General features: G+C 67.3%; 28 protein-coding genes and 2 pseudogenes. 28 read left to right on the plus strand and 2 right to left on the minus strand.

The annotated features are described in order from the left end of the window. The first annotated feature begins 20 nt into the window (after positions 1 to 20). From ACF062_RS21045 to ACF062_RS21085, 9 genes and pseudogenes are all read left to right on the plus strand, one after another. A complete protein-coding gene (locus tag ACF062_RS21045; protein WP_392140163.1) occupies positions 21 to 233 on the plus strand; it encodes a hypothetical protein in 213 nt (70 codons plus the stop codon). Between the two features lie 407 nt (positions 234 to 640). Beyond that, positions 641 to 1,117, plus strand: coding sequence for a GNAT family N-acetyltransferase (locus ACF062_RS21050; RefSeq protein ID WP_392140164.1), 477 nt, complete (start codon positions 641 to 643; stop codon positions 1,115 to 1,117). Then, positions 1,114 to 1,320 (plus strand): annotated as a pseudogene (locus ACF062_RS21055) (transposase); the annotation flags it as partial. The gene ACF062_RS21050 and the pseudogene ACF062_RS21055, both read left to right, overlap by 4 nt. Before the next feature lie 37 nt (positions 1,321 to 1,357). Continuing rightward, a complete protein-coding gene (locus ACF062_RS21060) occupies positions 1,358 to 1,633 on the plus strand; it encodes a hypothetical protein (protein WP_392140282.1) in 276 nt (91 codons plus the stop codon). A gap of 559 nt (positions 1,634 to 2,192) precedes the next feature. Then, a complete protein-coding gene (sigJ, locus tag ACF062_RS21065; protein WP_392140166.1) occupies positions 2,193 to 3,083 on the plus strand; it encodes an RNA polymerase sigma factor SigJ in 891 nt (296 codons plus the stop codon). A gap of 70 nt (positions 3,084 to 3,153) precedes the next feature. Beyond that, on the plus strand, positions 3,154 to 3,612 hold the full coding sequence (locus tag ACF062_RS21070; RefSeq protein ID WP_392140167.1) for a carboxymuconolactone decarboxylase family protein: 459 nt from the start codon (positions 3,154 to 3,156) through the stop codon (positions 3,610 to 3,612). A gap of 97 nt (positions 3,613 to 3,709) precedes the next feature. Continuing rightward, positions 3,710 to 4,283, plus strand: a pseudogene (locus ACF062_RS21075) (flavodoxin family protein). Between the two features lie 740 nt (positions 4,284 to 5,023). Next, positions 5,024 to 5,713, plus strand: a complete 690-nt coding sequence (locus ACF062_RS21080; protein ID WP_392140169.1) for a hypothetical protein — start codon at positions 5,024 to 5,026, stop codon at positions 5,711 to 5,713. Between the two features lie 486 nt (positions 5,714 to 6,199). Then, positions 6,200 to 6,694 (plus strand): NUDIX domain-containing protein, encoded by a 495-nt coding sequence (locus ACF062_RS21085; protein ID WP_392140171.1) that lies wholly within the window; start codon positions 6,200 to 6,202, stop codon positions 6,692 to 6,694. Here ACF062_RS21085 and ACF062_RS21090 read toward each other — a convergent pair. Continuing rightward, positions 6,592 to 7,350 (minus strand): DUF6192 family protein, encoded by a 759-nt coding sequence (locus tag ACF062_RS21090; protein ID WP_392140173.1) that lies wholly within the window; start codon positions 7,348 to 7,350, stop codon positions 6,592 to 6,594. The genes ACF062_RS21085 and ACF062_RS21090 overlap by 103 nt on opposite strands. A gap of 143 nt (positions 7,351 to 7,493) precedes the next feature. Between ACF062_RS21090 and ACF062_RS21095 the strand changes: the two genes are divergently transcribed. Then, complete coding sequence (locus ACF062_RS21095) at positions 7,494 to 9,068, plus strand: phosphatidylinositol-specific phospholipase C domain-containing protein (RefSeq protein ID WP_392140175.1); 1,575 nt, start codon at positions 7,494 to 7,496, stop codon at positions 9,066 to 9,068. 512 nt (positions 9,069 to 9,580) lie between these two features. Beyond that, the gene (locus tag ACF062_RS21100; protein WP_392140176.1) at positions 9,581 to 9,784 is read left to right on the plus strand and encodes a hypothetical protein; all 204 of its coding nucleotides are present in this window, start codon (positions 9,581 to 9,583) and stop codon (positions 9,782 to 9,784) included. A gap of 6 nt (positions 9,785 to 9,790) precedes the next feature. Here ACF062_RS21100 and ACF062_RS21105 read toward each other — a convergent pair whose 3' ends face one another. After that, positions 9,791 to 10,897, minus strand: a complete 1,107-nt coding sequence (locus ACF062_RS21105; protein ID WP_392140178.1) for an alpha/beta hydrolase — start codon at positions 10,895 to 10,897, stop codon at positions 9,791 to 9,793. A gap of 365 nt (positions 10,898 to 11,262) precedes the next feature. On the opposite strand from ACF062_RS21105, the gene ACF062_RS21110 reads away from it, so the two are divergent. From ACF062_RS21110 to ACF062_RS21190, 17 genes are all read left to right on the plus strand, one after another. Next, a complete protein-coding gene (locus ACF062_RS21110) occupies positions 11,263 to 11,745 on the plus strand; it encodes a reverse transcriptase domain-containing protein (protein WP_392140180.1) in 483 nt (160 codons plus the stop codon). A gap of 239 nt (positions 11,746 to 11,984) precedes the next feature. Further along, positions 11,985 to 12,299: a group II intron maturase-specific domain-containing protein gene (locus ACF062_RS21115; protein WP_392140182.1), complete on the plus strand. Its 315-nt coding sequence runs from the start codon at positions 11,985 to 11,987 to the stop codon at positions 12,297 to 12,299. A gap of 1,088 nt (positions 12,300 to 13,387) precedes the next feature. Further along, entirely contained in the window at positions 13,388 to 13,537 is a 150-nt protein-coding gene (locus ACF062_RS21120) for a hypothetical protein (protein ID WP_392140183.1), read from the plus strand. 156 nt (positions 13,538 to 13,693) lie between these two features. Further along, positions 13,694 to 14,536: an aminoglycoside phosphotransferase family protein gene (locus tag ACF062_RS21125; protein WP_392140185.1), complete on the plus strand. Its 843-nt coding sequence runs from the start codon at positions 13,694 to 13,696 to the stop codon at positions 14,534 to 14,536. Continuing rightward, positions 14,533 to 15,456, plus strand: a complete 924-nt coding sequence (locus tag ACF062_RS21130) for a T3SS effector HopA1 family protein (protein WP_392140187.1) — start codon at positions 14,533 to 14,535, stop codon at positions 15,454 to 15,456. The genes ACF062_RS21125 and ACF062_RS21130 overlap by 4 nt, the downstream gene beginning before the upstream one ends. Then, a complete protein-coding gene (locus tag ACF062_RS21135; protein ID WP_392140189.1) occupies positions 15,453 to 16,052 on the plus strand; it encodes a flavoprotein in 600 nt (199 codons plus the stop codon). Before ACF062_RS21130 ends, ACF062_RS21135 begins: the two co-directional genes overlap by 4 nt. A gap of 50 nt (positions 16,053 to 16,102) precedes the next feature. Next, positions 16,103 to 16,678, plus strand: coding sequence for a GNAT family N-acetyltransferase (locus ACF062_RS21140; RefSeq protein ID WP_392140191.1), 576 nt, complete (start codon positions 16,103 to 16,105; stop codon positions 16,676 to 16,678). After that, entirely contained in the window at positions 16,675 to 17,133 is a 459-nt protein-coding gene (locus ACF062_RS21145) for an ester cyclase (RefSeq protein ID WP_392140193.1), read from the plus strand. Before ACF062_RS21140 ends, ACF062_RS21145 begins: the two co-directional genes overlap by 4 nt. Further along, positions 17,130 to 18,074, plus strand: coding sequence for a 3-oxoacyl-ACP synthase III family protein (locus ACF062_RS21150; RefSeq protein ID WP_392140195.1), 945 nt, complete (start codon positions 17,130 to 17,132; stop codon positions 18,072 to 18,074). Before ACF062_RS21145 ends, ACF062_RS21150 begins: the two co-directional genes overlap by 4 nt. Before the next feature lie 3 nt (positions 18,075 to 18,077). After that, positions 18,078 to 19,157 (plus strand): alcohol dehydrogenase catalytic domain-containing protein, encoded by a 1,080-nt coding sequence (locus tag ACF062_RS21155; RefSeq protein WP_392140197.1) that lies wholly within the window; start codon positions 18,078 to 18,080, stop codon positions 19,155 to 19,157. Positions 19,158 to 19,194: 37 nt separating this feature from the next. Further along, positions 19,195 to 20,001, plus strand: coding sequence for an SAM-dependent methyltransferase (locus ACF062_RS21160; protein WP_392140199.1), 807 nt, complete (start codon positions 19,195 to 19,197; stop codon positions 19,999 to 20,001). Then, positions 19,998 to 20,531 carry a DUF6624 domain-containing protein gene (locus ACF062_RS21165; RefSeq protein ID WP_392140201.1) on the plus strand — a complete coding sequence of 178 codons (534 nt, stop codon included), beginning with the start codon at positions 19,998 to 20,000 and terminating at the stop codon, positions 20,529 to 20,531. Before ACF062_RS21160 ends, ACF062_RS21165 begins: the two co-directional genes overlap by 4 nt. Beyond that, the gene (locus ACF062_RS21170; protein WP_392140203.1) at positions 20,528 to 21,670 is read left to right on the plus strand and encodes a glycosyltransferase; all 1,143 of its coding nucleotides are present in this window, start codon (positions 20,528 to 20,530) and stop codon (positions 21,668 to 21,670) included. Before ACF062_RS21165 ends, ACF062_RS21170 begins: the two co-directional genes overlap by 4 nt. Positions 21,671 to 21,675: 5 nt before the next feature. Beyond that, positions 21,676 to 22,542 carry a phytanoyl-CoA dioxygenase family protein gene (locus tag ACF062_RS21175; RefSeq protein WP_392140205.1) on the plus strand — a complete coding sequence of 289 codons (867 nt, stop codon included), beginning with the start codon at positions 21,676 to 21,678 and terminating at the stop codon, positions 22,540 to 22,542. Continuing rightward, the gene (locus tag ACF062_RS21180; protein ID WP_392140207.1) at positions 22,529 to 23,524 is read left to right on the plus strand and encodes an LLM class flavin-dependent oxidoreductase; all 996 of its coding nucleotides are present in this window, start codon (positions 22,529 to 22,531) and stop codon (positions 23,522 to 23,524) included. Before ACF062_RS21175 ends, ACF062_RS21180 begins: the two co-directional genes overlap by 14 nt. Next, positions 23,521 to 24,999, plus strand: coding sequence for a hypothetical protein (locus tag ACF062_RS21185; protein WP_392140208.1), 1,479 nt, complete (start codon positions 23,521 to 23,523; stop codon positions 24,997 to 24,999). Before ACF062_RS21180 ends, ACF062_RS21185 begins: the two co-directional genes overlap by 4 nt. Continuing rightward, a complete protein-coding gene (locus ACF062_RS21190) occupies positions 24,986 to 25,756 on the plus strand; it encodes an SDR family NAD(P)-dependent oxidoreductase (protein ID WP_392140210.1) in 771 nt (256 codons plus the stop codon). The genes ACF062_RS21185 and ACF062_RS21190 overlap by 14 nt, the downstream gene beginning before the upstream one ends. Positions 25,757 to 25,759: the final 3 nt, after the last annotated feature.

Genomic DNA, 25,759 nt, shown 5'->3' on the forward strand with positions numbered 1-25,759 from the left:
CGAGCTTGGCGGAGGGGGGTATGTACAACAACGTCTACCGGGTGACCCTGGCCGGGCGGGACCGGCCGGTGATCTTGCGTGTCGCGCCGGAAGAGCACCGTCAGTTCCGCGGCGAGCGGCACCTGATGCGCAACGAGTACGCGAGCCAGCCCTGGCCGGCCGTGATCGCGCCGCTGATGCCGCAGGTGCTCGCCGCGGTCTGGTCGCACGAGGTGATCGCCCGGGACGGATGATCCAGACCCACCTGGACGGCATCCTTGCCCCGGAACACCTGGGGACGTATCCGCGCACCGCATGGCCTGCGTTCTTCCGGCAGATGGGCGCCATCGCCCGCTCCGTGCACGACGTACGGGCCCGCACTCTGGGCCCGTCAGCGGCCCGGGATACGGAACGTGGAGCGAGGCGGCGATCGCGCCACTGGAGGAGATCGCCACCGACCTGGACAGCGTCGGCCTGGACGCGGCCGACATCCGGAAGGCCGCTGCGGTGGCTGCGCACGGGAGCGCCGTGCTCGATGAAGAGACAAACAACGGGTCAAAACGCCCTCTGAGCTTGTCATTTAACGAAGGGGGAGCCTGGGGGCCGCCGCTCTGTTGGTGCGGGAGTGGTGGAAGCGGCCGTCGAGCGCCAGGATGAAGCCGTGGATGACATCGTGTGCCGCCCCGCCCAGCCCCATGAGTTAGCCGCCGTAGGTGAGTTGCGATGGCGGTGGGTGCAGGAGCTCTACGGAACCCCCGACACCATGCTGGACGAGTTCGTCCCCCGATTCGTGGCATGGGCCCGGGAGGCCGAGTCCTCACATCGGTGCATGGTGATGGTCCGTGACGACGTGGTGATCGGCATGGCCTGGCTGGCGATCACGCAGCGTGTGCCGCATCCACGCGCGTTCGAGCGGTTGTCGGGTGACGTGCAGTGCACGTACGTCGTACCCCAGGAGCGCGACCACGGTCTCGGCGGCAAGCTGATCGAGGAGGTCTTGGCCTGGGCGAGGGACCTCGGTCTTGAGCGTGTGACCGTTCACTCCAGCGACCGGGCGGTTTCGGCGTACTCCCGCCATGGCTTTGACGCCTCTCCGCGCCTGCTCCAGGCGGAGGTTGGGCGGGGCCGCGCGGGGTGAGCCTTCCGACTGGTGGCCGGCGTGAGTCGCTGGCCATATCGTCGCAGTCCCGGGCGGACTTCTATCCGTGTCTCACAGGACGCTCGGACGCGTTGTCCGAGCTGACGGAGGCCCTCCTGTGCACGGAGGGCCCGGTCAAAACGCTGGTGGATCTCGCGCTCGCTCCCGAGCATCGCCGTGGTCACGGGCCTCTGTACGGCGGACTCAACCAGGGTCGGATCGATGTAGCCCGGCTGCGTCGTGTTCTGGTGGGGCTTCGCCGCCGGCGTCGGCGACCCACCGGCCGCCCACCTCCTGGCCGTGTACCACGCCCTCGACGACACCCACACCCAAGCCCCCGCCCGAGCCCGCGCCTGGCGCGCCTTCACCCGCCTCCTGCACTACCACCCCGACCACCACCTGCCCCGCCCCGTCCAAGGCGAGCCCCGCATCGCCGAAGGCCTTGCCCGCCCCGTCCCCTGGAAAGCAGAAATCCGCGACTTCATGATGCGCGACCCCGCTGAACTCACCCGCTGACCGAACCCCTGGCCCAGCAGACCCGTCCGCCGGCCCCGCCCCACTGCTACACAGCCCCACCCCACCCGCTGACCCAGCCACGCCCCCTTCCTTCTTCATCTCCATCACGCCGCTGCGGCCACGCGGGCCTCACCCATGCCCAGAACAAGGAGCACCCGACGACCACCCCTCCCGAAAACCCCGCCACCCCCGCCGCCCCCGCCGAACCCTCCACCCCGCGCACCAGGCCGGACCGCCACGCGCCCACCGGTACGCCACGCGCTCTCACTACCCGCAAACGGCTGCACCTGCTGGACCGGCTGCGCCGTACCGCCGCAATCCACGTCTTCCGGGGGCTCTGCTACGGCCTGGGCACCGCCGCGTCCGGCCTGCTCGGGTACTGGATTCAGCAGCAGTACCTGTGAGTGGGTGTCTCATAAGTCCGCCCTTTCCCACTATGAGGTGCCGCCGTCCTGCGTCGTCGGTCTGAGCGGACTCGCCCGCTTCTGCGGAGCTGTCTTCGAAGATCCCGCGTTCGGATGGCTACGCTGGTCGGCACGGTGGAGGAGGCGCGATCGGTATGGATGACGGGCACGGGCCCGGACGGTCTGAGCGGGAGGATGCGCTCGGGGCCGGTTGGGAGCGGCACCGGCCTGCGGTGTTCGGTGTGGCCTACCGGCTGCTGGGGAGTGTGGCCGATGCGGAGGACGTGACCCAGGATGTGTGGTTGCGGGCGGCCGGAGCGGATCTGCGGGACGTCGGTGACCTGAGGGCTTGGCTGGTGACGGTGGCCGCGCGGCGGTCGTACGACCTTCTCAGAAGTGCCCGTTACCGTCGGGAGAGCTATGTCGGGCCGTGGCTGCCGGAGCCGCTGCTGACGGGGCCCGACGCGTCGCAGCCGGTACTCGTTGATGAGTCCGTCGGCTCGGCGATGCTGTTGATCATGGAAGAGCTGAGTCCGCCGGAGCGGGTGGCTTTCGTCCTGCACGACGTCTTCGGACTCGAGTTCGCCCAGATCGCCGAAGTGCTGGACGTCTCGGTGCCGGGCGCCAGGCAGCACGCCTCGCGGGCGCGACGACGGGTCGCCAAGGCGAAGCAGTCCGTGCCGCAGGCGTCGAAGGCGGAGCGCGAACGCGTCCTTGAGGTTTTCCGCGCCGCGTATGAGGCCGGGGACCTGGCGGGCCTAGTCAGGCTCCTGCATCCGGACGCCGTCTTTGTCACCGACGGTGGCGGCAAGGTCTCCGCGGCGCGCAAGCCCATCCACGGCGGCGAGCGTGTCGCCGAGGTGATGGCGCGTGTAGGGCGCCAGTGGCGTCCGGATCGCATCGCCTTCGCCGAGGTCGGCGGCGAGATCGCCCTGGTGCTCTACCGCGAAGGCCGGGTCCACTGCGTGGACACGGTCCAGATCACCGACGGCCTGATCACCGCCTATCGCAGGGTCATCAATCCCGACAAACTCGCGCGCCTCTGAGCTGTCACATCCGCAGGGGCTGCCTCGTCTCCCTGATGAGAAGGCACACGAGCGACGAATCGAAGGAACAATGAACGACCTCCAGCGCGTGAACATCGGCAAGCAGCACCCGGCCTCCTACAAGGCCCTCATCGCCCTGTCCCAGGAGGTGGAAGAGGGCGCGGCCGCGGCGGGCCTCGACCCGCTCCTGATCGAGCTGCTGAAGATCCGCGCCTCCCAGATCAACGGCTGCGCGTTCTGCCTGCGCATGCACACCCGCGACGCCCTCAAGAAGGGCGAGAACCCCGACCGGATCGCCGTCCTGCCCGGATGGGAGGAGACCGGCTACTTCTCCGAGACCGAGCGCGCCGCCCTCCGCCTGACCGAGGCGGTCACCCGCGTGTCGGACGGACACGTCAGCAACGCGGAGTACAACGCTGCCGCGGCCCACCTCACCGCGGACCAGATCTCGGCCGTCTCCTGGCTGGCCATCCTGATGAGCGCGTTCAACCGCGTCGCGATCACCAGCCGGTACCGCGTCAACGGCTGACCTCGACGCCGACACTGACGGTGATACAGGTCGGCGAGGAGCCTCCACCGTCATGAGATTGACCGCCTCGCGCCATGATCTGAGGAGCCCTCGCAGCATGCCCCCGCCTTCCCCGGCTGCTTCGTCTGCCGCTGCCGTCCCGCCGGTCGTCGCCATCGCCTATCACTCAGGCTTCGGCCATACCGCGGTGCTGGCCGAAGCGGTGCGCGAGGGCGCCGCCGACACCGGAGCGGATGTCCGCCTGGTCAAGGTCGATGAGAGCATCGAGGAGCAGTGGGGGCTGCTCGACGCCGCCGACGCGATCGTCTTCGGCTCGCCGGCCTACATGGGCATCGCGTCCGGCGCTGTCCAGGTCTTCGCCGAGGCCACTTCGAAACGCTGGGCAACTCGAGACTGGCAGGACAAGCTGGCGGCGGGCTTCACCAACTCCGGTGTAAAGAGCGGCGACAAGCTGAACACCCTGTAGTTCTTCTCCGTGCTGGCCGCCCAGCACGGCATGCACTGGATCAACCTCGGCCTGACGTCCGGCCGGCACTCCACCACCGCCTCCGAGAACGACCTCAACCGCCTCGGTATTTACCTGGGCGCCGGCGCGCAGACCGATACCGACCGGGGGCGCGGACAGCGTCCACAAGGCCGACATGGCCACCGCCGAACACCTCGGCCGGTGAGCCGCCGCTCAGGCCGCGGTGTACGCCGCCGGTCGCGCCACGGTCGCCGCCTGACTCGCCTCCCACGGGTGCCGGGCGCCCGTGAGCGACGTACGCGCCCGGCCCGCGCGCCTCGTTGCGATCGCCTGCACCTGCTCATCGACACGATGGCCGGCGGCGAGCGCCAGGCGCTCGGGCATCCCCGCCATCGCCCGGCGCCGGTCGCGGTACGCGCGGTCCCGGCGCTGGCGCGGCCGCGCGCGGTATCGTCGCCGTGGGGAGCCCGCGCCGAGCGGCTGCCCGCACCACCGGCAGCGCGGACCCGGCTCCGGGCTGCTGCCGTCTTCCCTGGCAAGTTCTTGTGTTCTGTATGTGAACCGCGCTGGGGCCGTTTTGGCGGTGGAGTGATGGTTGCTTTCGAGGGATCGGGCACAGCCCGCCCCCGTCTGAGGTCGGGCACTTGGTCGAGACTTCGGATATCAGGCCCTGTTGCATGCGGCCCTACGGCGCCGGAATACGGAGTTCCAATGTGTCCGTGCTGGTTCCTGGGCCACGACCGGAGCTGATCTCTCCTTAGGGTCTGTCCGAAACCACGCTTCGTTCACCTGTGCGCCTTGAGTCAACTCCTCGTGGCCCGCGACCATCTGTCTTGACGGGTCGGCAGCAGGAAACGGCGAAACCCAGGCTCCGACCCGCCGCTGCCCTACCTCGCATCCGATCAGTCGGGCGAGGTTACGCCTTCAATCGAAAGGCAGACCGGCATGAAGTTTGTGGACGCCGCTACGGAGATCGCGGATGAGGGCGGGAGCTGGCGGACCCTGCTGTTCCGCGGATCTCGGTGCCTGGAGCTGAACTGGGACAAGGGCATCAACTACGTGGGCGAGATCGGCGGCTATCAGAAGCACTGGCGGGACGTGGGCAACACCTCGTTCGCCAGTGACCTGGATGCGGCCGTGCAGTTGCCGAATGACGGCGGCAGCTGGCGCACCATGCTGTTCAAGGGCGACCAGTGTCTGGTCCTCAACTGGGACCAGGGCATCAGGTACGACGGGAAGATCGGCGGGTACGAGAAGCACTGGCGGGACGTAGGCGGCACCTCGTTCGCCAGTGACCTGGATGCGGCCGTGCAGTTGCCGAATGACGGCGGCAGCTGGCGCACCATGCTGTTCAAGGGCGACCGGTGCCTGGTCCTCAACTGGGACACGGGCATCCAGTACGACGGCCGGATCAGCGGCTTTCAGAAGCACTGGCGGGACGTGGGGGGCACCTCGTTCGCCCGCGACCTGGACGGGGCGACTCAGTTGCCGAATGATGGCGGCAGCTGGCGCACCATGCTGTTCAAGGGTGACCAGTGCCTGCTCCTCAACTGGGACACGGGCATCCAGTACGACGGCCCGGTCACTGGGTACCAAAAGCACTGGCCCGACGCTTATCGGGAGCTGACCTCCTGATAGTGCGTGCCGTGTGATCCACCTGGAATCCGAAAAGGTACGCCTCGCGGGCTCCTGGCCGACTCGGTGGGCTTAACACCCTTAAGCCTTGTCGTGTTCGAGGAGCCTGCTTGCGGTATACCACTCCCGGCGGTCCTGAACTTCCAAAACACGTGATCCTCCTGATGAGCCTGAACACGTCAGATCACGAGGGAAGTGGCCCACACCGGACCGTACGGCCGTCCTCGCACGACAGCCAGGGCCACGCAGCGCGTGCTGTCCGCCCCCCTGGGTCGTTGGCCGGGCATGAGCGATTTCGAGCAGTGGATGGCCGCCGTAGCGGCGACGCCCGGCCTCGGTGACTCAGGCCCGCGCCGACGGGCGTCTGCTGCGGGGCGGGCGAGGGGGCAGGCGGCTGGGCGGGCGCGGGAACGTTGTCCCGGCTCATATGCTGCTCCCTCGAGTAGTTGTTTCTCTCCCTCGCGGGCTCCAGGGGATCTGCGCGTAATGTTCGATCATGTTTTTGCTGAATTACGTCACGCGGCGCGTGGGGTCGTCTTGGATGGGGAGAACCGCATCCTGCTGTGCCGGTGCGTGCTTCCGGGTGCGGTGGTCTGGATAACCCCGGGAGGTGGGATCGAGGAGGGAGAATCGGCAGGCTCAGCCCTACGGCGCGAGCTGTTGGAAGAAGTCGGGCTCAACTTTGAAGGTCCGCTGCGGCCTGTGTGGCATCAGCGGCTCATCGGGCCTGAGTACGCGCAGGGCTATGACGGCGTCATCAACGACTATTTCCTGGTGTATGCCGAGGCGTTCGAGCCGGCGGGCAGGCTGTCAGAGGTAGAGCTGGCTGCCGAGCACCTCACGTCGTTCCGGTGGTGGCGGCTGGACGAGATCGCTGATTACCAAGGTCCAGAGCTGTTTGGTCCGCGGGACCTGGCTGCTGCTCTCGACGAGCTGATTGCTGAGGGGCCCAGCGAAAACCCGGTTGTTCTCGGTCCGTAGACCGGTCCGGGGAGTGCCGAACTCCATGCTGCTCTCCGGCTTCTTCGTCCCGCTCGGGGTGCGCCCGTTGGAGTCAGGCGCCGGGTCCTGAGCATGATGAACGCCCAGTTCAGATGGGCTTCCGCATGTTGGGGAAGTCGCTCATAGTCCCTAGCGTTGCGGCGGGCGTTCATGATCCAGCCGAGGGTGACTTCCTGCACGGTGTCGTCGTCGCGGGTCAGCTCGGTGACCATGCGCATCTTCTCGGCCGGGGTGACGTGCTCGCTCACCTTGGGCCGCTTCAGCAGGTCGGCGGCGACCTCGTCATCCCGCGTCAGATCGGCGACCGTCGCGACCTTCTCATCCAGCGTCACTGGGCGGTCGACCCGCTGGCCGACCACGCGCTTGGCGCCGTCCGGCGTCCACTGCCTCGCTCCGGTGCGCGGGTTGAACGGCGCGTACTCGATCGCCGCCCACCGCTCGCCCTCGTCCGCGACCGAGGCCAGGATGCGGTGAACGGTGAACGACGCCCCCTCCTTGCGCCTGTCCTTGGGCCACCGGTTGGCGGTGCAAACTGGTAATGACCAGCGACAGTGGGGCCGGACAGGATCACCTGTCCGGCCCTGTGCCAGCGCCACCGCGAAGAGGCGGCGCTGGCGGGCAAGGCGTCGGGGCATCAGGTCTGAACGCGAGGGCAACGGGGTAACGGGGGCTCAGGTCCATGCGGGCGTGTGCTCGGGGGGTGAGTGAAACGTGAGCGGAACGTGAGCGGCGGGGCTCAAGCTGGACCGTGTAACGCCATGCTCTGGACAGGAGTCCCATGCTCAGCTCCACCCCCCGCGCCGTCGGCGCCGGATCGCGCAGACGGTCCCACTCGCTGACAGGTTTGATGACGGTCTGCGTCGCGCTCGGCGCGGCACTGCTGATGCCGACCGCTGCCGGGGCGGCCGGGTCGACGAACAAGGACGCCTTCAACAACCTCGGGCAGGCGGACCGAAACGAGTGGATGCATGGCATTTCGAGCAGCACCAAGCTGTCGCAGATGTCCATTCCCGGTACCCACGACACGCTGTCCATCCACGGCGGTGAGAACGTGCAGACGCAGGAGGACCACGGCGACAGCGCCAATACGTTGACCGCGCAGCTGAACGCGGGCATCCGGGCCATTGACATCCGGGTCCGCCGCGTCAACAACACCTTCACGATCCACCACGCCTCGTTCTACCAGAAGGCCAACTTCGCGGACGTCCTCGACAAGGCGCAGGATTTCCTCAAGGCGAACCCTAAAGAGACGATCGTGATGCGGCTGAGGGCCGAGTGCCCCTACAAGAACGCCGGCACCTTCGAATGCGCGAACAGTCCCACGGCGAGCGAAGACGAGGTCCGGTCGACGTTCCAAAAATACGTGGCGGCGCCGGAGTACGGAGGGCTCTTCTACGCCCCTTCGGTGTCGGGCAGCAGCCAGGCGGACATCCCCAAGCTCGGGGACGTCCGCGGCAAGATCGTCCTGGGCAGCTTCGACAATGCCGGGAAGGAAGGGGACGAGAAGTACGGCATCAAGGGATTCAACGCCCACAAGGAAGACACCTACGCGGCGCCGACCATCCCGGCCAAGTGGAACTTCGTCAAGGACAACGTCGATAAGGCGATGCCGAAGGGCAGCTCCTCGGATGACCTGTATCTGACGTACTCGTCCGCGTCCAACGCCCCCTTCTCGTTGGTGCCATCCGCCTACGCAGGCGGCTACCGGACCGTCGACAACGACCCCAATACGTACGTCGAGGGCATCAACTACCGGTTGATGAAGCACCTCAACAACACACAAGGCCGCGTCGGCATCGTCATGATGGACTTCCCCGGCTGGGGCCTGGTGAACGCCATCATCGACCACAACGCCGACAACACCGTCAGCGGCGGCAACCGGATGATCTGGATGGTCAACAAGGACAAGACGTACGTCAACAGCCTGAACGGCCGCTGCATGGTGCGGGGCCCCGAGTTCGACGACTCCAAATCCGGCGGTCTGGTCACCCAGCGCGAGTGCCAGTCGAGCCCGCCCAGCAGCCACCAGTGGGAAGCCCAAAAGCCGTCGTCGTTCGACAACAAGGGCTACTTCTGGATCAAGGCGAGCAACGGAAAGTGCCTGACGGTCCCCTACAACAACGGCAACCCGCCCGGCTCCGGCACCCAGCTGTTCTGGTGGGACTGTGAGACCCGCTGGTTCTCCGGCAGCCAGATGTGGAACGTCGTCCCGACCAAGGTCGCCACGGCGACCGGCTCCAAGGACGGCTTCAAGTTCATCAACAACTGGACGGGCATGTGCCTGTCGATGGACCCGGCCACCGCCGACAAGTCGGGCGGCAAGGTGACCCAGGAGACCTGCCCGAAGAAGTAACCCCCCGGCACGCTCCCAACGCTTCCGACGTCCAGGCCGCCCCTCCTTACCGGAGGGGCGGCCTGGACGCGCTCACCCGGACTCCTCTGACTCTTCTGCCAGTTGCGCCACGCCCGGCTGCCCGTTCCAGCAGCGTGCCGAAACCGTCATCGAAGTTGTCCATGAACTCCGTATCGACTTCCCCGTCCTGCTGACCTCCGCTGCCCTCAACGGGCCTTCTGAGGGCTGAGCAGACCTGTCTTCTGACGCCCCGGAACTGCCTGTACCGGTACGCCCGAACGTTGTGTATCAAAAGCGTAAGGCGCCCTAGCGCTTTGCGGTCTGAGCTGGCCTTACCAGTGCTATGGCCGCTTTCCGCCCCCGGCCGCTATTCCCCACGCCACGGCCCCTGTCGGACACAGCGAACAGGGGCCGTGGCCGATCCGCGCGGCGCCGATTCCGCGCGGCCTGATCGAGGCCGGACTTCCCCTGGACCGCACCCCGCATGAGGCGCTCGTCACCGCTGTCCTAGCGTGGAAGGGCCCGGACCTCGCACCCCACGACACGAGCAGATCGCCTTCCAGCTCACCGGGCACGCCCGCGCGGTCGCCGCCGACGTCCAGCGCCACGCCGTCACCCTGCCCCAGAACGACGGCCGCGGTGCTCTTTCCGAAGTCATCCTGGCCCTCTCCACGCGCCTGGGCCGCCTCACCGAACTCGCCCCAGTCGGCACGTAGAGCCTGTCAGCGGCTCGGTTCCGCGTTGGCCGTGAGCAGAGGCAATGAGTGTCGCAGTTCACGCTGCCAGTACGGCGGGCTGTGCGTGCCGCGGTAGAAGTGAGTGGTGACCCCGACTCCTGCTTCCTGAAGGCGGCGGGCCACGGTGCGGGACTCATCGCCCATCACGGCCTCGGTCAGTGAGATGACCTCGTCGGGGTAGAACGGGGCGAGGTCCTCCAGTCCCGGGATCTTGGGGTCCGGCTCGGTGTCCGGAGGGTCGAGGGTTCCTGGAGTGCCGTCCCCGGAGGTGATGTGGACCCGTGTGCCGCGCAGCCGTTCGGCGAGGTAGTAGGGATCGTTCTCCCGCCAGATGTGGCGTTGCCGGACTGGGTCGCCCCAGATCTTCTGCCACGGCACTCCGAGGTATTCCGCGCCGCCGCTGACCGCCTCCGGGTACTGCAGGGGATGGAGGAAGCCGCTGAAGCTGACGGCGGCACGAAACATCCCGGGACGGCGTGCCGCGTACTTGATGGCTCCGTACCCGCCCTGGGACTGCCCGGCGACGGCCCGCTGCCGGCCGGCACCGTACCGACGCTCCAGGATGGGGCGCACCTCGTCGAGGTGGAAGGACTCCACGGCCGGGGCGCCCCCTGCGCCGGTGTTCCACCAGTTGCTGTAGAAGCCGTAGAAGGGCATCTGGGGCATGACGACGAGCGTCCTGCGTAGCTCGGGCCACTTCTCGACGTGGTAGTCGCGGGTGTAGGTCTGGTAGTCCCCTTCGCCGTCGGGCAGCAGGTAGAGCACCGGCCAGCGGTCGCCGGGGCGTCGCGTGGTCCAGCCGTCCGGGGTGAGCAGCCGGACCTTCCCGGTGCCAGCGAGGGCCGGGGAACTGATGGTCAGATCGAGCTGCCGGGGCCCGATTCGCTCTTCCTCGACGACGCGGGCCGGGTGCCCGGATCGGGGGAGAAATGGATGCTGCTCATCCCCTTCGGGCTTCGTGGTCGTGGGGGTGGCGCCGGCCGAGGCAGTGGCCATTGCTGGGGCTGCCACCGCTGGCAGCGGCCCCAGCACCGGTATCAGGGCTGCTGCCAGCACGGCGGATCCGAGGCGGGTACGGGTGCGTAAGGTCATGTCGTCAATGTGGCCGGAGCGGGCCGTACCCGGCATCCGGGAAACCCCCCGAACTTAGTTCAGGACACCCCTGAGATGTCCCCGACCCGGGGGACGCTCCGGGTGCGGTTGGCGACCCAGTCCGGATCACGTACGGGTGTCGGTGTTCGGGTCTCGGTGGCGGGGGTGCGCATGAGGCGTCAGCTGGTGCGCGACCCGTGCCGCCGAACGTCACCAGGGCGGGGGCGGTCTGGCGGGCGGTGTCGTCCCGGGCCCACGTGCCGGTGAAGCGGGCCTGATGGGCCGCCCGGTTGGCCAGCTGCTGCCACGGGCGCAGCCGTCTAAGCAGGTAGCTGGTGGCGAGCGCGGCGGCCGGGGTGACGAGGATGCCCACTGTCAAAGCGGGGCGGCCTGGGGAGTCCAGGCTGCTTTCGGTTCCCATCGTGGCGGACCGGGTGGTGATGACGGCCGCGAAACTGGTCCTGGAACCGGTCTTCGAGGCCCAGTTCACCGAGGCGAGCTACCGATTTCTGCCCAAAGGGTCCGCGATTGACGCGTGCGAAGCTGTGCGCGTCGCGGCGAACCAGCGACGGGGGTGGGTTTTCGAGGCCGACGTCCGGGGCTGCTTCGGCACGATCGACCACGACGCGCTCATGGCCCAGGTGGCCCGGCGTGTCGTGGACCGGCCGGTGCTGAAGCTGATCCGGGCCTGGCTGCGGAGGGGTGTCCTGGAGGGCGGGGTGGCCTCCCCGACCGGGGCGGGGACTCCGCAGGGCTCACCGATCTCCCCGCTGCTGGCGAACATCGCCCTGCATGTTCTCGACGAGGCGTGGCACGACGAAGGGTACCCGTGCTGGGAGTGCTGGTGAGGTATGGCGACGATTTCGTGGTCCTTTCGCTGATCAGACAACGGGCCGAAATGGCCTGGCAGTTGGCGGCGGGGGTGCTGGAACGGCTCGGGATGCGCTTGCCCCCCGAGAAATCCGGGATCACCTGCCTCACCCGGGGCGGGCAGGGATGCGACTTCTTCGGCTTCCACCACCGGAAGGTCGCATAGTGGAAATGGCGAGGCAGGTTCTATCTGCAACGCTGGCCCTCGGTGAGAGCGATGAACGTGCTGCGGGACGAGGTCCGCGCAGCCACTTCCCGCTCGAAGACCGAAAGGCCGGTGACCGCCGTGGTGTCCGACCTCAACCCCGTGCTGCGGGGCTGGGCAGCGTACTTCCGCAACGGGAATTCCGGACGGAAGTTCAACGCGGTCGACGGCTACGTCCACGAACGTCTGGCCATCTTTGCCAGCCGGAAACACAGACTCCGAGGCCGGAACTGGACCACCCGATTCACTTGCGGATGGATCACCCGACTCGGCGTCTACCGCCATACCGGAAACGTGCACAGGGCGACGGCGCATGCCAGTCGGTGAACGATGCCGGAAAGCCGTGTGCGGGAGAACCGCACGCACGGTTTGAAGCGGCGGGGGCTGGAAACGGAGCGGAAGCCACCGCGCCAGTCCCCGACCCTGCTGAGGGGCATCTGGCAGACATCGGGCGGCTGCTGAGCCCGGCAAGACGCGCCCCAGCCCGCCCTTCTTGCGGCGTGCCGGTCTGCGTCCGTACGGATCGTGAGCCGGAAACCGTGGGGCACGCATTCCCTTACACCGTTGCGCCCAGGGGCTTTCCGGAAGACCTCTCACCCGTAGCCGCGTGCTGCAGGGATGGAGCATGCCGGCCCCCTTCGGGCCAGGCTTGGCGAGACCGGCATCACTTTGCGTAGGCATCAGCTGATCGCTCCCGAGCACTGGGACCTCGGACGGCCTTGAGTCCTTGCCTCCTCTTGACTCCCGCGCAACGGCCCCTCGCAGGTTCCGGCGGCCTCGCTGCTGCCGGCGGATATTCAGCCATGCTGGAGCCCGATACGTGATGTGTCATCAGGGCAGTGGTGGGCGACTGTCCAGTCCACGGGTATCGCGGTACGCGATCGTCGAGATGCGGTGCACCCCTGGAGCGCGGCTTCACCCCAGCTGACGGTGGCCAGGACCTCATCACGCGTCAGCCCTTCAACAAGCTCACCCATGGGTTGGGGCGGCGCCGAGTGCGCCGCCCCAACCCATCCGCATCCCCCTGCCTGTCCGGTGTTACGCCATACCCCTACATGTACGGGGATTGTTCGGATCATGGAGATATCCGCAGATAGCCATTAGGGACAGGGAAGTCCAATTCCCACAAGAAATGGAATTGTTGAATCCGTAAAGAAATGCTCGGTGCGCCAAGTTCCCGACGGGACGCTGTCGACTCAAATCACTCCCTTTCTGGCTTGTTTTGTCGGATCTCTCGCCAGGCAATTACGGAATAAACTACTCCGCAGTGATCCGCGTCACATCGACTGGAAATTCGATTGCCTCGGTGATCGCTTTCCATTTGAATGATCTGGCGCCCCCGCTCTCGAATGGCTCGTGAAATCTGTCACGAGTCTGCGAGGGGTTGCGTTAAATAGACAGAAAGGACTACCTCCATGCCTAACGCGGAGATGACTGTCGAGGACGTTCTGGCCAACCTTTTGGAGGCCGACGAAGTGGCCGGCCTGGCCGACCTGGAGATCGACCCGACCGAGATGCCGACCGCCAAGGGTTCGGTCATCTACACGACCATGATCCACTGCTGATCTAGCTGGTGCACCTGGTCTAAGGTGCCGATGTGTATCGGATGCGAACTGTCCGATGCGCATCGGCACCAACCGCCGCTCTCGGGTTGGGCTACTATTCTCAATTTCCTGACCCGCCCTATTTTAGTGCTACACCTTTGAAAGAGTGCGCATTTAATGCCTACCCAGTACGGAAACAGTCGGCTGTCCGAGGCCGAAATTGTGCGATGGGCGGCCTCTCTGGAAGTCTCTCCTGGAGTGGCGATGGCGCCAGCCGTCGCCTCGGCAGCCCGGGGCAGGCGGCCCGTGATTTCAAAGGTGCCTGGCCCACGGCTGGACGCCCGTCTGCATGGAGGAAGCGCCACGCTTGAGCAGCTGCAGCACGTGGGGCGAGCACTCGCGGTCCTGCACGCCGCTGCTCCTCCCGGGCGCCACTCGGTCATGCTCGAATCGCTGCCCTGGAATCCTTTGCCGCTGCGATTGTGGTCCGGTCTGTCATCCACACAGCGCCGACTACTTGGGGCGCTGCATCGTGACTCCGCTCTGCGGCACCTGGGCAGCGTGACCCACACCCTCCTCACCAAAGGACCGGTGTGGTGCCACGGCGACGCACGGACCAACAACGTCGTGGTCGATCGCAACGGCGTTCCGTACTTCATCGACTGGGAGTGCGCTGGGCTTGGGCGCCCGGAAGCCGACCTCGGCGCCTTCTGTGGCTCGCTGATCACCGACGCACTCGTCCCCATGGATGCTCCACACGGAGCGGAGGCGCAAGCCGAGCTGCGATCGGCGATGGACACGGCCGCGATACACGTGAGAGCGGCTCTGTCCGCTTACCGCGGCGCAGGCGGCGCAGAGCTCAACCGAGAACTGCTCGCCGCTTCCGTCGGCTGCTGTCTGCTGGCCCGTGCCTTTCTGAGGGCCGCAATGACCGGACGGGACCGGATCGTCGCCGCCCTGCACAGCATCGGGCGCGGCTTGCTCAAGGACTCAGAGCGCTGGGAGGCGATCGACCGATGAGGCGATCTTGTGACACCCCCGAGATCAACCGCCTCCGTGAACTGGCTACCGAGGTGCTGCGCCGCCATGGGCGCCCGGACCTGTCTCCTGGCCACCGGGAGCAGGGGCTGTCCACAGAGGAACGCGGCGACCTGGTCGACCGGCTGTATTGGGCCGTTCACGCCCCCCAGGAGCGGCACGACGGTACGTTCTCCTCCGACCGCCGCCGATTCGCCACGATGGTGCGGGAGGCCGAGCAGAGACTCAACGACCTCACCCACGAATACCCCGGGTTCTCCTGGATCTCCGAGGACACCGGCACCGGACAGACTCTCGTGGCCTGTCCTGACGGCGTCGAGGTCGTCCTCGACTCGGCCCAGGTCCGCAGAGCAGCAGATGGGTCCCTTGCTACCTGTGTGGCAAGCGCCGTTGCTGAACCAGTGGGAGCGCGATGGCTCTACTGGTCTCCCCCCGGAGCAGCCGGGCACACAGAGGCACGGGTATACGTGCATGCTCCCATCGACCAGGCATTCGACATGTGGTGCGGCATCATCCGCGCGCTGGAGACCGCAGGCCTGCGGTTCGCGGCGAAGGTGGGCGGCTCCGACGCAATGCTCGACCGTCCCGACGGCATCGTCCTCTACTGCTCCACTGCTCAACTAAGCAATGTAGTCAGCCATGTGGTGCCGGCAGCCAGAGGCACGAAGGACTCCGTGCCGGGCTTCAGTGTCGCCGTGGCACCGGGCGTCGGGGTGACTCTCGCCCCTGATAAGGAGTCCGGAGGGCTGATGGCAGGAAGCGTCGGCCACCACTGGTCCAAGGCACTCGTCGATGCCTGGGCGGCCTCTGGGGAAGGCGGTCTGGAGGCTGTCCTCGGGCAACTGGATGAGTCGTGGAAGCGGGCGGTCGAGTTCACCCGGGCGACAGAGGAGGCGGCATGACCGGCGAGTTACCCGAAAGTCTTGGAATCGAGCGGGTACTGGTGGTCGGAACCGGTGCGATCGGTGTGAGCCATCTTCCCACGTTCGTGACACTGCTGCGGCATCACTACCGACTGGACGTCGCAGTCACTCTCACCAGTGCAGCCCGTGATCTCGTTTCACCGCGTGCCCTGAGGGTGCTGTCGGGACGGCCGGTCATCCCCCCGACCTGGCCAGAAGGGAGCGGTCCCGACCATGTCGAATGGGCAGACTGGGCCGAGGCCGTCATCGTCTGGCCCGCCACTCTCGATTTCCTGTCCCGCTGCGCGTTCGGAATCTCCGACAGCCTTCCCGTGAGCATCGTCGTGGCTACGAAGGCTCCGGTGGTCCATGCGCCCTCGCTTGCCACAGGGGCCGTTGACGGCGGCCCGTTCAAGCGCGCCGTGCGTCTGCTCCAGCAAGACGGCCACCGCGTGGTCGGGCCTGTCGCAGGACACTCCGTCGCCAACTGGCAGGTCTCCCCGGGAGCCGTGGCTCCTCCAGGAGCCGTCCTGAAGGAGCTAGCTGGGCAGTTGACCGCCACCCCGGCGCCAAGCACGCCACCGACCGCCGCATAACGCACCATCGGGCCACCTCGCAAAGCGTCCACCTCGTAAGGGAATTGACCATGACCCAAGAAGCACGCCGTCTGCTGCCCAGCGAACTCGTACTGCGCAAGGCCACCTTGGCGGACCAGCCCTTGATCGACAGTTTCCTGTCCGACGAGCGCATCGCGGAGATGAGCGATTCGGGGTTCACCGAGGCGGACCAGCAGACCCGCGAACAGGTGCTCGCCCTGATCGACCAGGGAATGATCAAGGGCTGGATCGTGGAACTTCCTGGACACGGGCCGCTGTCCGCGCAGATCTACGCCCCCGCCGGCACCCCCGGCGTTTGGAGCGGTGACACGCTCAACGCCCCCGACCTCGCCAGTCTGGGGCTGCGCTGGATAGGCACCGCCGCTATGGCACTCACCTTGGACGAGCTGTTCAAAGACCCTGACGTCTATCGCCTCACCGGATTCGTCGCGGTGACCAACCGCCCTTCGCTGTCGATGTGCGACCGCCTGGGCTTTACCCGTGAGGGGCTCGCACGCGAGCACATGCCGCACGCGGCCGGCGGACGGGTCGACGCGGTCGTGATGGGGATGCTCCGTCACGAATGGATGGGTGCCGAGGCACTGGAGAAGCAGGCCGCGGCGTGAAAGCAGTGGCGATCAGCAGCCACTCACCGGCCGAGACGGTCACAGGGCTCCTCAAGCACGTCTGGACCCTGGGCCAATTCGCTTCGGTGCCCCGCTTCATCCACCCTGAGTACCGACTGCTGGATGAGCGTGCTGAGCTCAAGCTCAGCGGGCGCCAGGAGTTCATCGAGGGTGTCTCCGCGTTCCGGGGACTGCTGGACGATCCGTACATGACCGCCACCCATGTGGTGGTCGGGCAGGACACCGTCGCCTACCGCTGGGAGCTGACCGGGCAGCTCAAGGACGCCCGCCTGCTGACGCCCGCCCTGCAGGTCCTGGCCCGCCACCTGCCGGAGATCCGGAGCGTCAGCGTCCGGGGCGTGAACATCGCACGCCTGGAAGAAGGGCTGCTCATCGAAGAGTGGTCGGAGACAGACCACGCATCGCTGAACGAACAGATGGGACATTGGCAGTGACCGGGACCGGAATCATCGCACTGTCCTCCTACCTGCCTGGCCCCTCCGTCGGCAACAGCACGGTCGCCGAGGCCACCGGAGCAGACACCGCCTGGATGGAAGAGCGCATCGGCATCCGTTCCCGCCACTACGCCCGGCCGCAGGAGACGACGCAGGACCTTGCGACCGAGGCTGCACACCGCCTTCTGCAGGATGTGCGGACCAAGGCCGACCTGATCGTGCTGGCGACCGTCACCCCCGACCAGCCGGTCCCAGCCACTGCCTGCCTGGTACAGAACCGCCTCGGCCTGACCGGTGTGCCGGCGGTAGACGTGAACGGTGCCTGTTCCGGCTTCGTGTACGCGCTTGCCTACGCACACGGGCTGACGCTGGCCGGTGTCTCACGGAACCCACTGGTCATCGGAGCGGACGTGTTCACTCGTCACGTCGACCAGTCCGATCGCCGCACCGCACCGCTCTTTGGCGACGGAGCGGGTGCGGTGCTCCTGGGGCCGGTACCCGACGGGTACGGCATCCTCGGCATCGAACTGTGGGCCGAGGGCTCTCAGGCCGACTACGCCACTGTGCCGCCAGCTGGCAACGGCCCGTTCTCGATGAACGGCCGAGGGGTGAGCGAAGTCGTCCTGGAGATGGGGCCGAAGGTACTCAACACGGCCCTGGCCCGTGCGGGTGTCCGTCTCGAGCAGCTGGAGCGGGTCATCGTCCACCAGGCCAATCCGAGTCTGGTACGCAAGCTGGCCGACCAGGTGGGACTGAGCGACACCGTCGTACCCGCCCTGGGTAGCCGTACCGGCAACACTGCCTCCGCTTCGATCCCGCTCACCTTGGACCTGTCCCATCAGGAGAAGCCGCTGCGTCACGGGGACTTAGTGGCCTTCGTCGCGGTCGGCGCAGGGATGACTGCAGGGGCCGCCGTCGTCCGTTGGCACGGGGAGGGCTGAAGGATGCGCGTTCTTGTCACGGACCATGGCAGCGGGGCCCTGCCGGAAGGCTGCACACCGCGGGCCGAAATTACGGTGCGCGGCAGAACGCTTCGCTTTGGGGCACTGGAACGGCCCGATACGGCCTTCCGCCCCGGGGCGGACTACAACCGCAGCTATGCCCTGATCCGGGTACTGGCCTTCTCGCTGACCCAAGGTGACCGCGAGGCCTTGGAGAGCAACCCGCCCAGCAGCGCGGGGCGCGGAGAGTTCGGCACGGATTTCGTCGGGGAAGTTGTGGCCGCAGGCAGCGAGGTGCCCCTGTCACCCGGGGATCACGTGCTGCCCGTGCCCTGCTGGCCGCCGCAGCGGCCCGACACCGTGTCGGACCTCGGTCTGCCGACCGGCGCGTCATCCCAGCTGCGCCGCCTGCACCACCGACATCTCTTGCGGGTGCCACCGGACCTGGGCATCGCGGTGGCGGCGGCACTCCCGACGGCCGCCATCTCCGCCTACGCCATGGTGCACCGCGCCGCTCTGCGCCCAGGCGACAACGTACTGATCATGGCGGCCGCCACACCGTTTGGACGCCTGGCGGTGCAGGCCGCCACGAAGCTGGGCGCCGTGGTGCACGCCTTGGTCGAGGACTCCACCGAAACGCGGCCGCCGGCCGGACTGGGCGTACAGGAAGCCTTCTCGCTTACCGAACCGGCAAAGCTTTCCCACTACGCCCGGACGATCCGGGGATTCGACGCGGTCCTCGCCCCGTCACTCAGCTGCGATCTCGAGGCGGCGGTGCGTCTTTGCGGGTTCGGGGCGCGCTGCGTCGTCGGCACCACCCCTTCTCACAGCGGTGGCCCCGCCTTACCCAGCCTGAGCTCGGCCGCCCTGGAGAGCCTGGTCACCAAGAACGTCACGCTTCTTGGCCGAAAGTTGGGTGAGAAAACGGACCTCGCGGCCGCGATCGCCGACGTCCAACAGGGGACCCTCACCCCTGTGATCGAACAGAGTTTCATGGGAGATGACGAGATCGCTTCGTTCATCCACCGAACGTTCGACCCGGAGCGGGCGGACGGCGTCACGTACATGTTTGAGAAGGGCTGACGGAGATATGCAAGGAGTTTCGCGGGACCTGTTCGGGATGTTCGCCGGAATCCAGGCGCTGCACCTGCCCGACACCAAGGTCACAGAGCCCTTCGATGGGTTGCTCGGCATGTTCTACACCAAGCTGGTGAGCCAGTATCAGCAAGACAGTGCATGGTTTGCCGAGCACGCCGCGCCGCAGCCGTCCGAAGTCCTCGACCTGTGCTGCGGCGGCGGGCGTTCGGTGGTCGCGCTCGCCGCAGCCGGGCACCGCGTTACGGGCGTCGACATCTCCGCCGCACAACTAGCGGCTGCCGAGAAGCGGGTGGCAGACAAGGGAGTGGCCGACCGAGTGGATCTGCTCCGCGACGACGTCACCACGCTCAACCTCGGCCGCACGTTCAACGCGGTGGTGATCGGCGGACTGAGCCTGACACTGTTCCAGGGTCCGCAACGCGCAGCCCTCCTCAATACCGTCCGGACCCACCTCGCCCCTGGTGGCCGACTGCTGTTCGACCATACGCCGGTACGGAGCGGGGAGACGGAGCTCGAGCAGGTGCTGACCCTGCCGGTGAAACTGCGCGACCGAGCCGGCTTCGTCTTGGTGGGCACCCTGCGACAGCCCGATTCCGCGACTCAGTTCACCAACATGTACGGCGAGCTGGTCGACGGCACCGGCCACACCCGGCGTTACTTGACGGGATTCCGTTTCCGAATCGATAACCAAGCTCAAATCGCCGAGGAGCTGACCGCGGCCGGCCTCACTGCGCGGGCAGTCCACGACGACCCGATGACCGCGTCGAAGGGCAAGGCGTCGCCGTTCGCCACCCGCCAGTACGTCATTGCCGAACAGGCTGACCGATGACGACCCATGCCGAACTCGTCGCGGAACTTGAGCACCGAGCCGACCAGGACCAGCAGGTACGCCGCATTCCCGACAAGACCCAGCAAGACATCGACCGCTGGATGGCGGTGGACGCGGACAACCAGCGCTGGATGTGGGGAGTGCTCCGCGAGTACGGCTGGCCCGGACGCGCTCTGGTCGGCGAGGAAGGCGCGGCGCACGCAGCACTGATCGTGCAACACGCGGACCGGGACCGGGCGCTGCAGCTGTTCGGCCTGGGCCTGCTGATCGAGGCAGTCGATGCCGATGACGCGGACCCGTCACACGCCGCCTATCTGATCGACCGGATCCATATGCACCGCGGAGTGCCCACTCGCTACGGAACCCAGTACGCCCGAAACCCGCAGGGCGAACTCGAACTCCTGCCGGTCGAGGACCCAGATGCGCTGGACGCACGACGGGCGGGGGTAGGCCTGCCGCCGCTGCACGAGTTCGAACACCAGCTGCGGGAGCTGCGTCCCGCCTTGAACGACGCGAAGGAGGAACTGTGACGACACAGCTACGGGTCATGGCCACCCCATCCCCAGCGGTCGGCCATTTCTTCCCAATGGTCCCCTTTCTGTGGGCGCTGCGCGCGGCCGGCCACGACGTACGGGTAGCGGTGCCCGCGTTCTTCGCAGGCACCGTTCTTCAGTCGGGGCTTCCGGTGATCGCTACTGCTCCGGCGTCGGAGACGGCCGCCGCGCAGACAGGGCCCGACACGCAGGAGGACCTGGAGCCCGGCACTGTCGCCACCTACCGGCGCCTGGGACGGGTGGCGCAGATGATGCAGTCGGATATAGACCGCGTCGTGGAGCAGTGGAGACCACACCTGGTGATCGCTGACCCCATGGAGTACACGGGCCGCCGTGCCGCCGCCGTGCACGGGCTGCCACACGTGGAGCACTGGATCGGCCAGGCCCTGCCGGAGGCTCCCCTGACCGAGGCCGCACATGACCTCTTCGGCCCGGAGTGCAAGACCTGGCCGGGGATCGCGGGCAATCCGTCCTTCGCACAGATCGACCCTTGCCCTCCTGCCTTTCAGCAGCCTGGGGCCGCTGCCGGCATCCGCACTCGGTACGTCCCCTACAACGGGCCGGCCCTGCTGCCCGAATGGCTGTCGCAGCGAGACTCCGACCGGCCGCGCGTGCTGATCACCCTGGGCACCATCATCTCCCAGAGCGAAGAAGCACCCCAGCTGCTGTCACGCGCCGTCGACGCGGCCGCCGCCCTCGATGCCGAAGTGGTGGTGGCGGGCAACAAGAAGGCCATGCCAGCTGACGTGACCTCACGGGTACGTGCCGCCCAGTGGCTGCCCATCGGCCTCGCAGCCCAGCACTTTGATCTCGTCGTCCACCACGGCGGCTCCGGCACCACGATGTCGTCGCTGGCCCACGGCGTGCCCCAGGTGGCCTGCCCGTCAATCCTTGACCAGGACGCCAACGCCACGCGCCTGGAAGAGACGGGGACCGGGCGGCGGGTGACTCATTCCGCGGCGCTGCACACCCACGCCCTGGACGAGGCCGTCGAGCAGGTGCTGCGCGACGCCACCTTCACCCGCGCTGCGGCCGCGATGCGGGCTCAGAACCACGCCGCGCAGCCGCCCGCCGAAGCGGTCCGGCAACTGCTCCGACGATTCGATGAAAGGTGACCGAGGTGCCGGTTCTGACTCCCCAGCAGATGGCTGACTTCCACAAGGACGGCTTCCTCTTTCCGCTCGACGTACTCGAGGAGGAGGAGACGTACGCGCTGCGTGACGCAGTGCTGCACCACATGGCGGTCAGCGCGGAGCGGGGCGGCCCAATAGCCGCCTTGGCCAGCGGGCCCAAGATTCACCTGCTGTGGACGTGGGCGGACCGGCTCGTGCGGCACCCCCGCCTCCTGGAGATTGCGCAGACTGTGGTCGGCCCCGACGTCCTGGTGTGGGGGACGAGCGTCTTCGTCAAGGAGCCGCAGGGGGAGACCGATCTCGCCTGGCACCAGGACGCCCTGACCTACGATCTGGACGGCGACGGCCAGGTCAACGCGTTCCGGGTCTGGCTCGCGCTCACACCCACGACGGTGGAGAACGGCACCCTGCGCTTCGCAGCTGGAACCCACCGCCAGGGCATCTTGGTCCATCACCGCGCGTCTCACCTGCGCGGCCGGATGCGGGGCGACGAAGCGGCCTTCGCGGAGCAGGACTTCACCCAGCACCACGTGCTCCTCAGCCCCGGCCAGTGCTCGCTCCACAACATGCTGGTCGTGCACGGGTCGGGGATCAATCAAACCGACGAGCCCCGGGTCACGTTCGCCATCGACTATCTGGCGACGTCCGTCCGTCCGAAGGACGGCAAGCCGGACTCCGCGCTACTGGTGAGCGGGACAGATAGATACGGCCATTTCGCCCCCGAGAAGTCCCCGGGAGGGGACATGGACGAGTCAGCCCAGAAGGAGTTCCACGAGGCGGCACTCCTGCGCATGCGCCGGCTAGTGACCGCCGCGGCGGAAAAGAAGGAGGCGGGCCTGCTTGTCAAGACTTGAGACACACGCGCAAGCCATGCTCGGCTCCGGACTCGGCGTCTACTACCCGCTGCAGCCACACCACCCCGCCCAACTGGCTCCTTTCGGCCAACTGGTGGCCCGGGGCTACGCAGACCGGCTCTGGCTGGGCGAATCACTGGCCTTAGGGACGCACCAGGTGTTGGCCTATCTGGCCGGACAGGGAATCAGCCCCGCCCTGGGGATAGGTGTGTCACTCATGCCGCTGCACGACCCCTATCAGGCAGCACTCGCGGCGCGTTCTTTGGCCGCGCTGTCCGGCAAACCGCTTACTTCGGTGTTCGGCACGTCCAAGCCCTCGTATGTCGCCGCGCTGCGCGGCGCGTCGTACGCCAGCCCGCTGACCGCCGCCCGCGAGTACATGAGCACCGTACGGCGGCTACTGGACAACCAGCCGGTGGTCCCCCAGGGCGAGTATGTCCACACGCGTGCTCAGCTTCCCCTGGGGCTGGCAGCCCCCCATGTCGATGTCGGCCTGGGGGTGCTCCGGCCCGGGATGGCGCGCGTGGCTGCAGACACCGCCGATGTGGCTCTCACCTGGATGACACCCCTTCCGTACCTGCGCCGTGACCTCTTACCGGTACTCATGGGAGTGCGCGTGATCAGCGTGGTGCCCGTGCTCGTCGTCCGCCCCGGGCTCGAGGTGGACGAGGTCATCTGGCGGGCGACGCACAGCCACGTCGGTGAAGGGCACTATCGGGCGATGCTGACCGCAGCCGGTCTTGGCCCCATCGCCGACGGGCCAGCCTTCGCCCGCGCCCTCGTGGACCACGGGGTGGTGCTGGCTGGATCGCCTCAGACCGTGGCGGACGAGATCGAGCGCTACTGGGCGGCCGGCGTCGATGAGGTTGTCCTGAACCCCACGGCGCTGGAGACAGAAGGTCCTGAAGCGGCATTGCGTGACCTGCTGGAGATCACGGAAGTTTGCCGAAGTCGAGGCAGTGCGAGGGAGCAAGACACATGACGACCAGGCAGGTCGGCACGCGGGGCGTGAGCATTGGCGGTGCCCTCGCGGCGCCGTGGGTAATCCGGCGCAACCGGGCTGAGAACGGCACGGTGGCCTATCAGGAGAGCGTGGGCGCGGGTGTCGCCATCATCCTCTTCCTCTCCGTCCTTGAGATCGTCCTGGTTGACCTGGTCCTCGACACGCCCTGGGTGCGTCTTGTGGCCGCCGCAGCCGGCATCGCAGCTGGCTACCTGCTCATCGGATTCTCTATGGCCCTCAGCGCTTATCCGCACCAAGTTGCGGACGGGAAGCTGAGGATCCGGTACGGGGCTACGTTCGCAGCGGATATCAGCACGAGTCTGATCACGTCCGTCAGCGGTCAGCGCAAGGGCGGCGATTACCGGCGCACCGCTGAAGTGGTCGACGGTGCGCTGACAGTGCCCGTCATGGGCGTAACCAATGTGCTGGTGACCCTGGAATCTCCGGTGGAGATGGAGCTGCGCAAGGAAGCCGTCTCGCTGCAGGAGATCCGATTCTTCGCCAAGGAACCAGAGACGGCGGTACAGCTCGTGCGCGCTGCCCTCGAAGGCACCCAGCCGGGGACTCCACCAGTGCCTTCGACCTCGGCCCCGGACAGCAGGCCGCAGGTGCCAGGCTGGCTGCGCAAGCTGCGCTGGGCCGGCCTGCTCGTCCTGCTCGCCGAGATCGTTCTGGTCACCAGCGGCCTCCTTGACTGGCGTATCGCCGCAGGCATTTTGGCAGTGACCGAGGGCACCCTTGCCATTCTGGGCGTCGTCTACGGCGCGGCCTTCGTCTCGCAGTACCGCAAACTGCGCCGAGCGGGGGTGCCTCGGGCCGAAGCGTTCTCGTCATCATTCTTCGCGCTGCTTCCGCCTCCCATGGCGGAGCTGGTGCGCCGGGAGATGAGCATCTTCAGGGTTGTCGCCTTGTTCATGGTGCGCCAGACCGAGCAAAGCCGACTCGGCGGCACCCTGCTGAGGTACGGCCGTGATGGGCGCCGGATGTTCACGATCGTTGCGGTGCTGCTGGCAGTTGCCGGGGCGGTCGCCCTTGCCACCGTGTCACCCGCCCTGCCGCGCTATGTGGTGGGTGTGCCCCTCCTGTACGGGGCGCTGTTGACCACGGCTATGGCCGCAGCCAGCAGCACCCGGCCGCATGTGAGCCACGGCGACTGCCTGCGTCTGCGGTGGGGCCTGCACCAAGAGCTTGTGGTGCCCGTCGAGACGCTGGAGGAGGTGCGGGCGGAGCAACCAAAGCCCACACCCGACCAGGGCAGCGCGCCGGACGTCTTCCTCGTTCCCTGTCAGGGCCGTGAGGCCCTGGTCCTCCACCTGGCCAGCCCTGTCGAAGTACCGACCCGGCTGGGTTCTCGGCGGCCGGCGACGACGGTTGTGGCCCCGGTGGACGACGCGGAAACCGCCCGCGAAGTCATCGCCCGGGCGATGGAGGAGTGCACCGATGCAAGTTGCTGACACCGTTGCGCTCATCGCAGGAGGCACCTCCGGCCTTGGGCTCGCTACGGCCAGGTACCTGGTCAAGGAGGGAGCGAGCGTCGTCCTGCTCGCACGTACCAAGCCCGCGGGCGAGGCAGCGGTCGCCGAACTGGGCAGCGGCAGGGCACGGTTCGTCTCCGGCGACGTGGCCGACCCCCAAGACGTCGAGCACGCCCTGGAGGCGGCCGAGGCGATGGGGTGGTTGCGCACTGTGGTGTGCTGCGCTGGCTCGACGTATGCGCGGCGCTTGGTCGGCCGCTCCGGTCCGGCGGCACTGGACGAAATCGAGTCGGTGCTCCGCAGTCATCTGCTGGGGACACTCAACCTTGCCAGGCTCTCTGCGCACCGAATGATGGCTCAGCCGCTAGTCAGCGAGGAGCGCGGCGTCATCATCAACACGTCTTCCATCGCCGCTTGGGACGGCCAGCCGGGGCAGGCTGCCTACAGTGCGGCCAAAGCGGGAATCGTCGGCATGACCCTTCCGCTGGCAAGGGAGCTGGCACCGCACGGCATTCGTGTAGTGACCATCGCACCGGGCTTGTTCGACACCGCCGTGTTCAGCGCAGTGCCGGAGCCGGTACGCGCGACGCTGCGCGAGTCCGTTCCCCACCCAGGCAGGCTGGGGTCACCGGATGAGTTTGCCTCGCTGGTCGCGCACGTGCTTGCCAACCCGATGGTCAACGGCACCGCGATCCGTATCGACGGCGCACTGCGGCTGCCCGCCCCAGGGAAATAGGGA

Origin of the sequence: Streptomyces sp. NPDC015345 (assembly GCF_043078805.1) — a bacterium.
GTDB lineage: Bacteria > Actinomycetota > Actinomycetes > Streptomycetales > Streptomycetaceae > Streptomyces.

What these genes read in the sequence shown, in the direction of transcription:
- ACF062_RS21045 (WP_392140163.1), top strand. Translation starts at nt 21, where the DNA reads ATGTACAACAACGTCTACCGGGTGACCCTGGCCGGGCGGGACCGGCCG.
- sigJ (WP_392140166.1), top strand. Translation starts at nt 2,193, where the DNA reads ATGGATGACGGGCACGGGCCCGGACGGTCTGAGCGGGAGGATGCGCTC.
- ACF062_RS21070 (WP_392140167.1), top strand. Translation starts at nt 3,154, where the DNA reads ATGAACGACCTCCAGCGCGTGAACATCGGCAAGCAGCACCCGGCCTCC.
- ACF062_RS21080 (WP_392140169.1), top strand. Translation starts at nt 5,024, where the DNA reads ATGAAGTTTGTGGACGCCGCTACGGAGATCGCGGATGAGGGCGGGAGC.
- ACF062_RS21085 (WP_392140171.1), top strand. Translation starts at nt 6,200, where the DNA reads ATGTTCGATCATGTTTTTGCTGAATTACGTCACGCGGCGCGTGGGGTC.
- ACF062_RS21090 (WP_392140173.1), bottom strand. Translation starts at nt 7,350, where the DNA reads ATGCCCCGACGCCTTGCCCGCCAGCGCCGCCTCTTCGCGGTGGCGCTG.
- ACF062_RS21095 (WP_392140175.1), top strand. Translation starts at nt 7,494, where the DNA reads ATGCTCAGCTCCACCCCCCGCGCCGTCGGCGCCGGATCGCGCAGACGG.
- ACF062_RS21105 (WP_392140178.1), bottom strand. Translation starts at nt 10,897, where the DNA reads ATGACCTTACGCACCCGTACCCGCCTCGGATCCGCCGTGCTGGCAGCA.
- ACF062_RS21110 (WP_392140180.1), top strand. Translation starts at nt 11,263, where the DNA reads ATGCCCACTGTCAAAGCGGGGCGGCCTGGGGAGTCCAGGCTGCTTTCG.
- ACF062_RS21115 (WP_392140182.1), top strand. Translation starts at nt 11,985, where the DNA reads ATGAACGTGCTGCGGGACGAGGTCCGCGCAGCCACTTCCCGCTCGAAG.
- ACF062_RS21120 (WP_392140183.1), top strand. Translation starts at nt 13,388, where the DNA reads ATGCCTAACGCGGAGATGACTGTCGAGGACGTTCTGGCCAACCTTTTG.
- ACF062_RS21125 (WP_392140185.1), top strand. Translation starts at nt 13,694, where the DNA reads ATGCCTACCCAGTACGGAAACAGTCGGCTGTCCGAGGCCGAAATTGTG.
- ACF062_RS21130 (WP_392140187.1), top strand. Translation starts at nt 14,533, where the DNA reads ATGAGGCGATCTTGTGACACCCCCGAGATCAACCGCCTCCGTGAACTG.
- ACF062_RS21135 (WP_392140189.1), top strand. Translation starts at nt 15,453, where the DNA reads ATGACCGGCGAGTTACCCGAAAGTCTTGGAATCGAGCGGGTACTGGTG.
- ACF062_RS21140 (WP_392140191.1), top strand. Translation starts at nt 16,103, where the DNA reads ATGACCCAAGAAGCACGCCGTCTGCTGCCCAGCGAACTCGTACTGCGC.
- ACF062_RS21155 (WP_392140197.1), top strand. Translation starts at nt 18,078, where the DNA reads ATGCGCGTTCTTGTCACGGACCATGGCAGCGGGGCCCTGCCGGAAGGC.
- ACF062_RS21160 (WP_392140199.1), top strand. Translation starts at nt 19,195, where the DNA reads ATGTTCGCCGGAATCCAGGCGCTGCACCTGCCCGACACCAAGGTCACA.
- ACF062_RS21165 (WP_392140201.1), top strand. Translation starts at nt 19,998, where the DNA reads ATGACGACCCATGCCGAACTCGTCGCGGAACTTGAGCACCGAGCCGAC.
- ACF062_RS21185 (WP_392140208.1), top strand. Translation starts at nt 23,521, where the DNA reads ATGACGACCAGGCAGGTCGGCACGCGGGGCGTGAGCATTGGCGGTGCC.
- ACF062_RS21190 (WP_392140210.1), top strand. Translation starts at nt 24,986, where the DNA reads ATGCAAGTTGCTGACACCGTTGCGCTCATCGCAGGAGGCACCTCCGGC.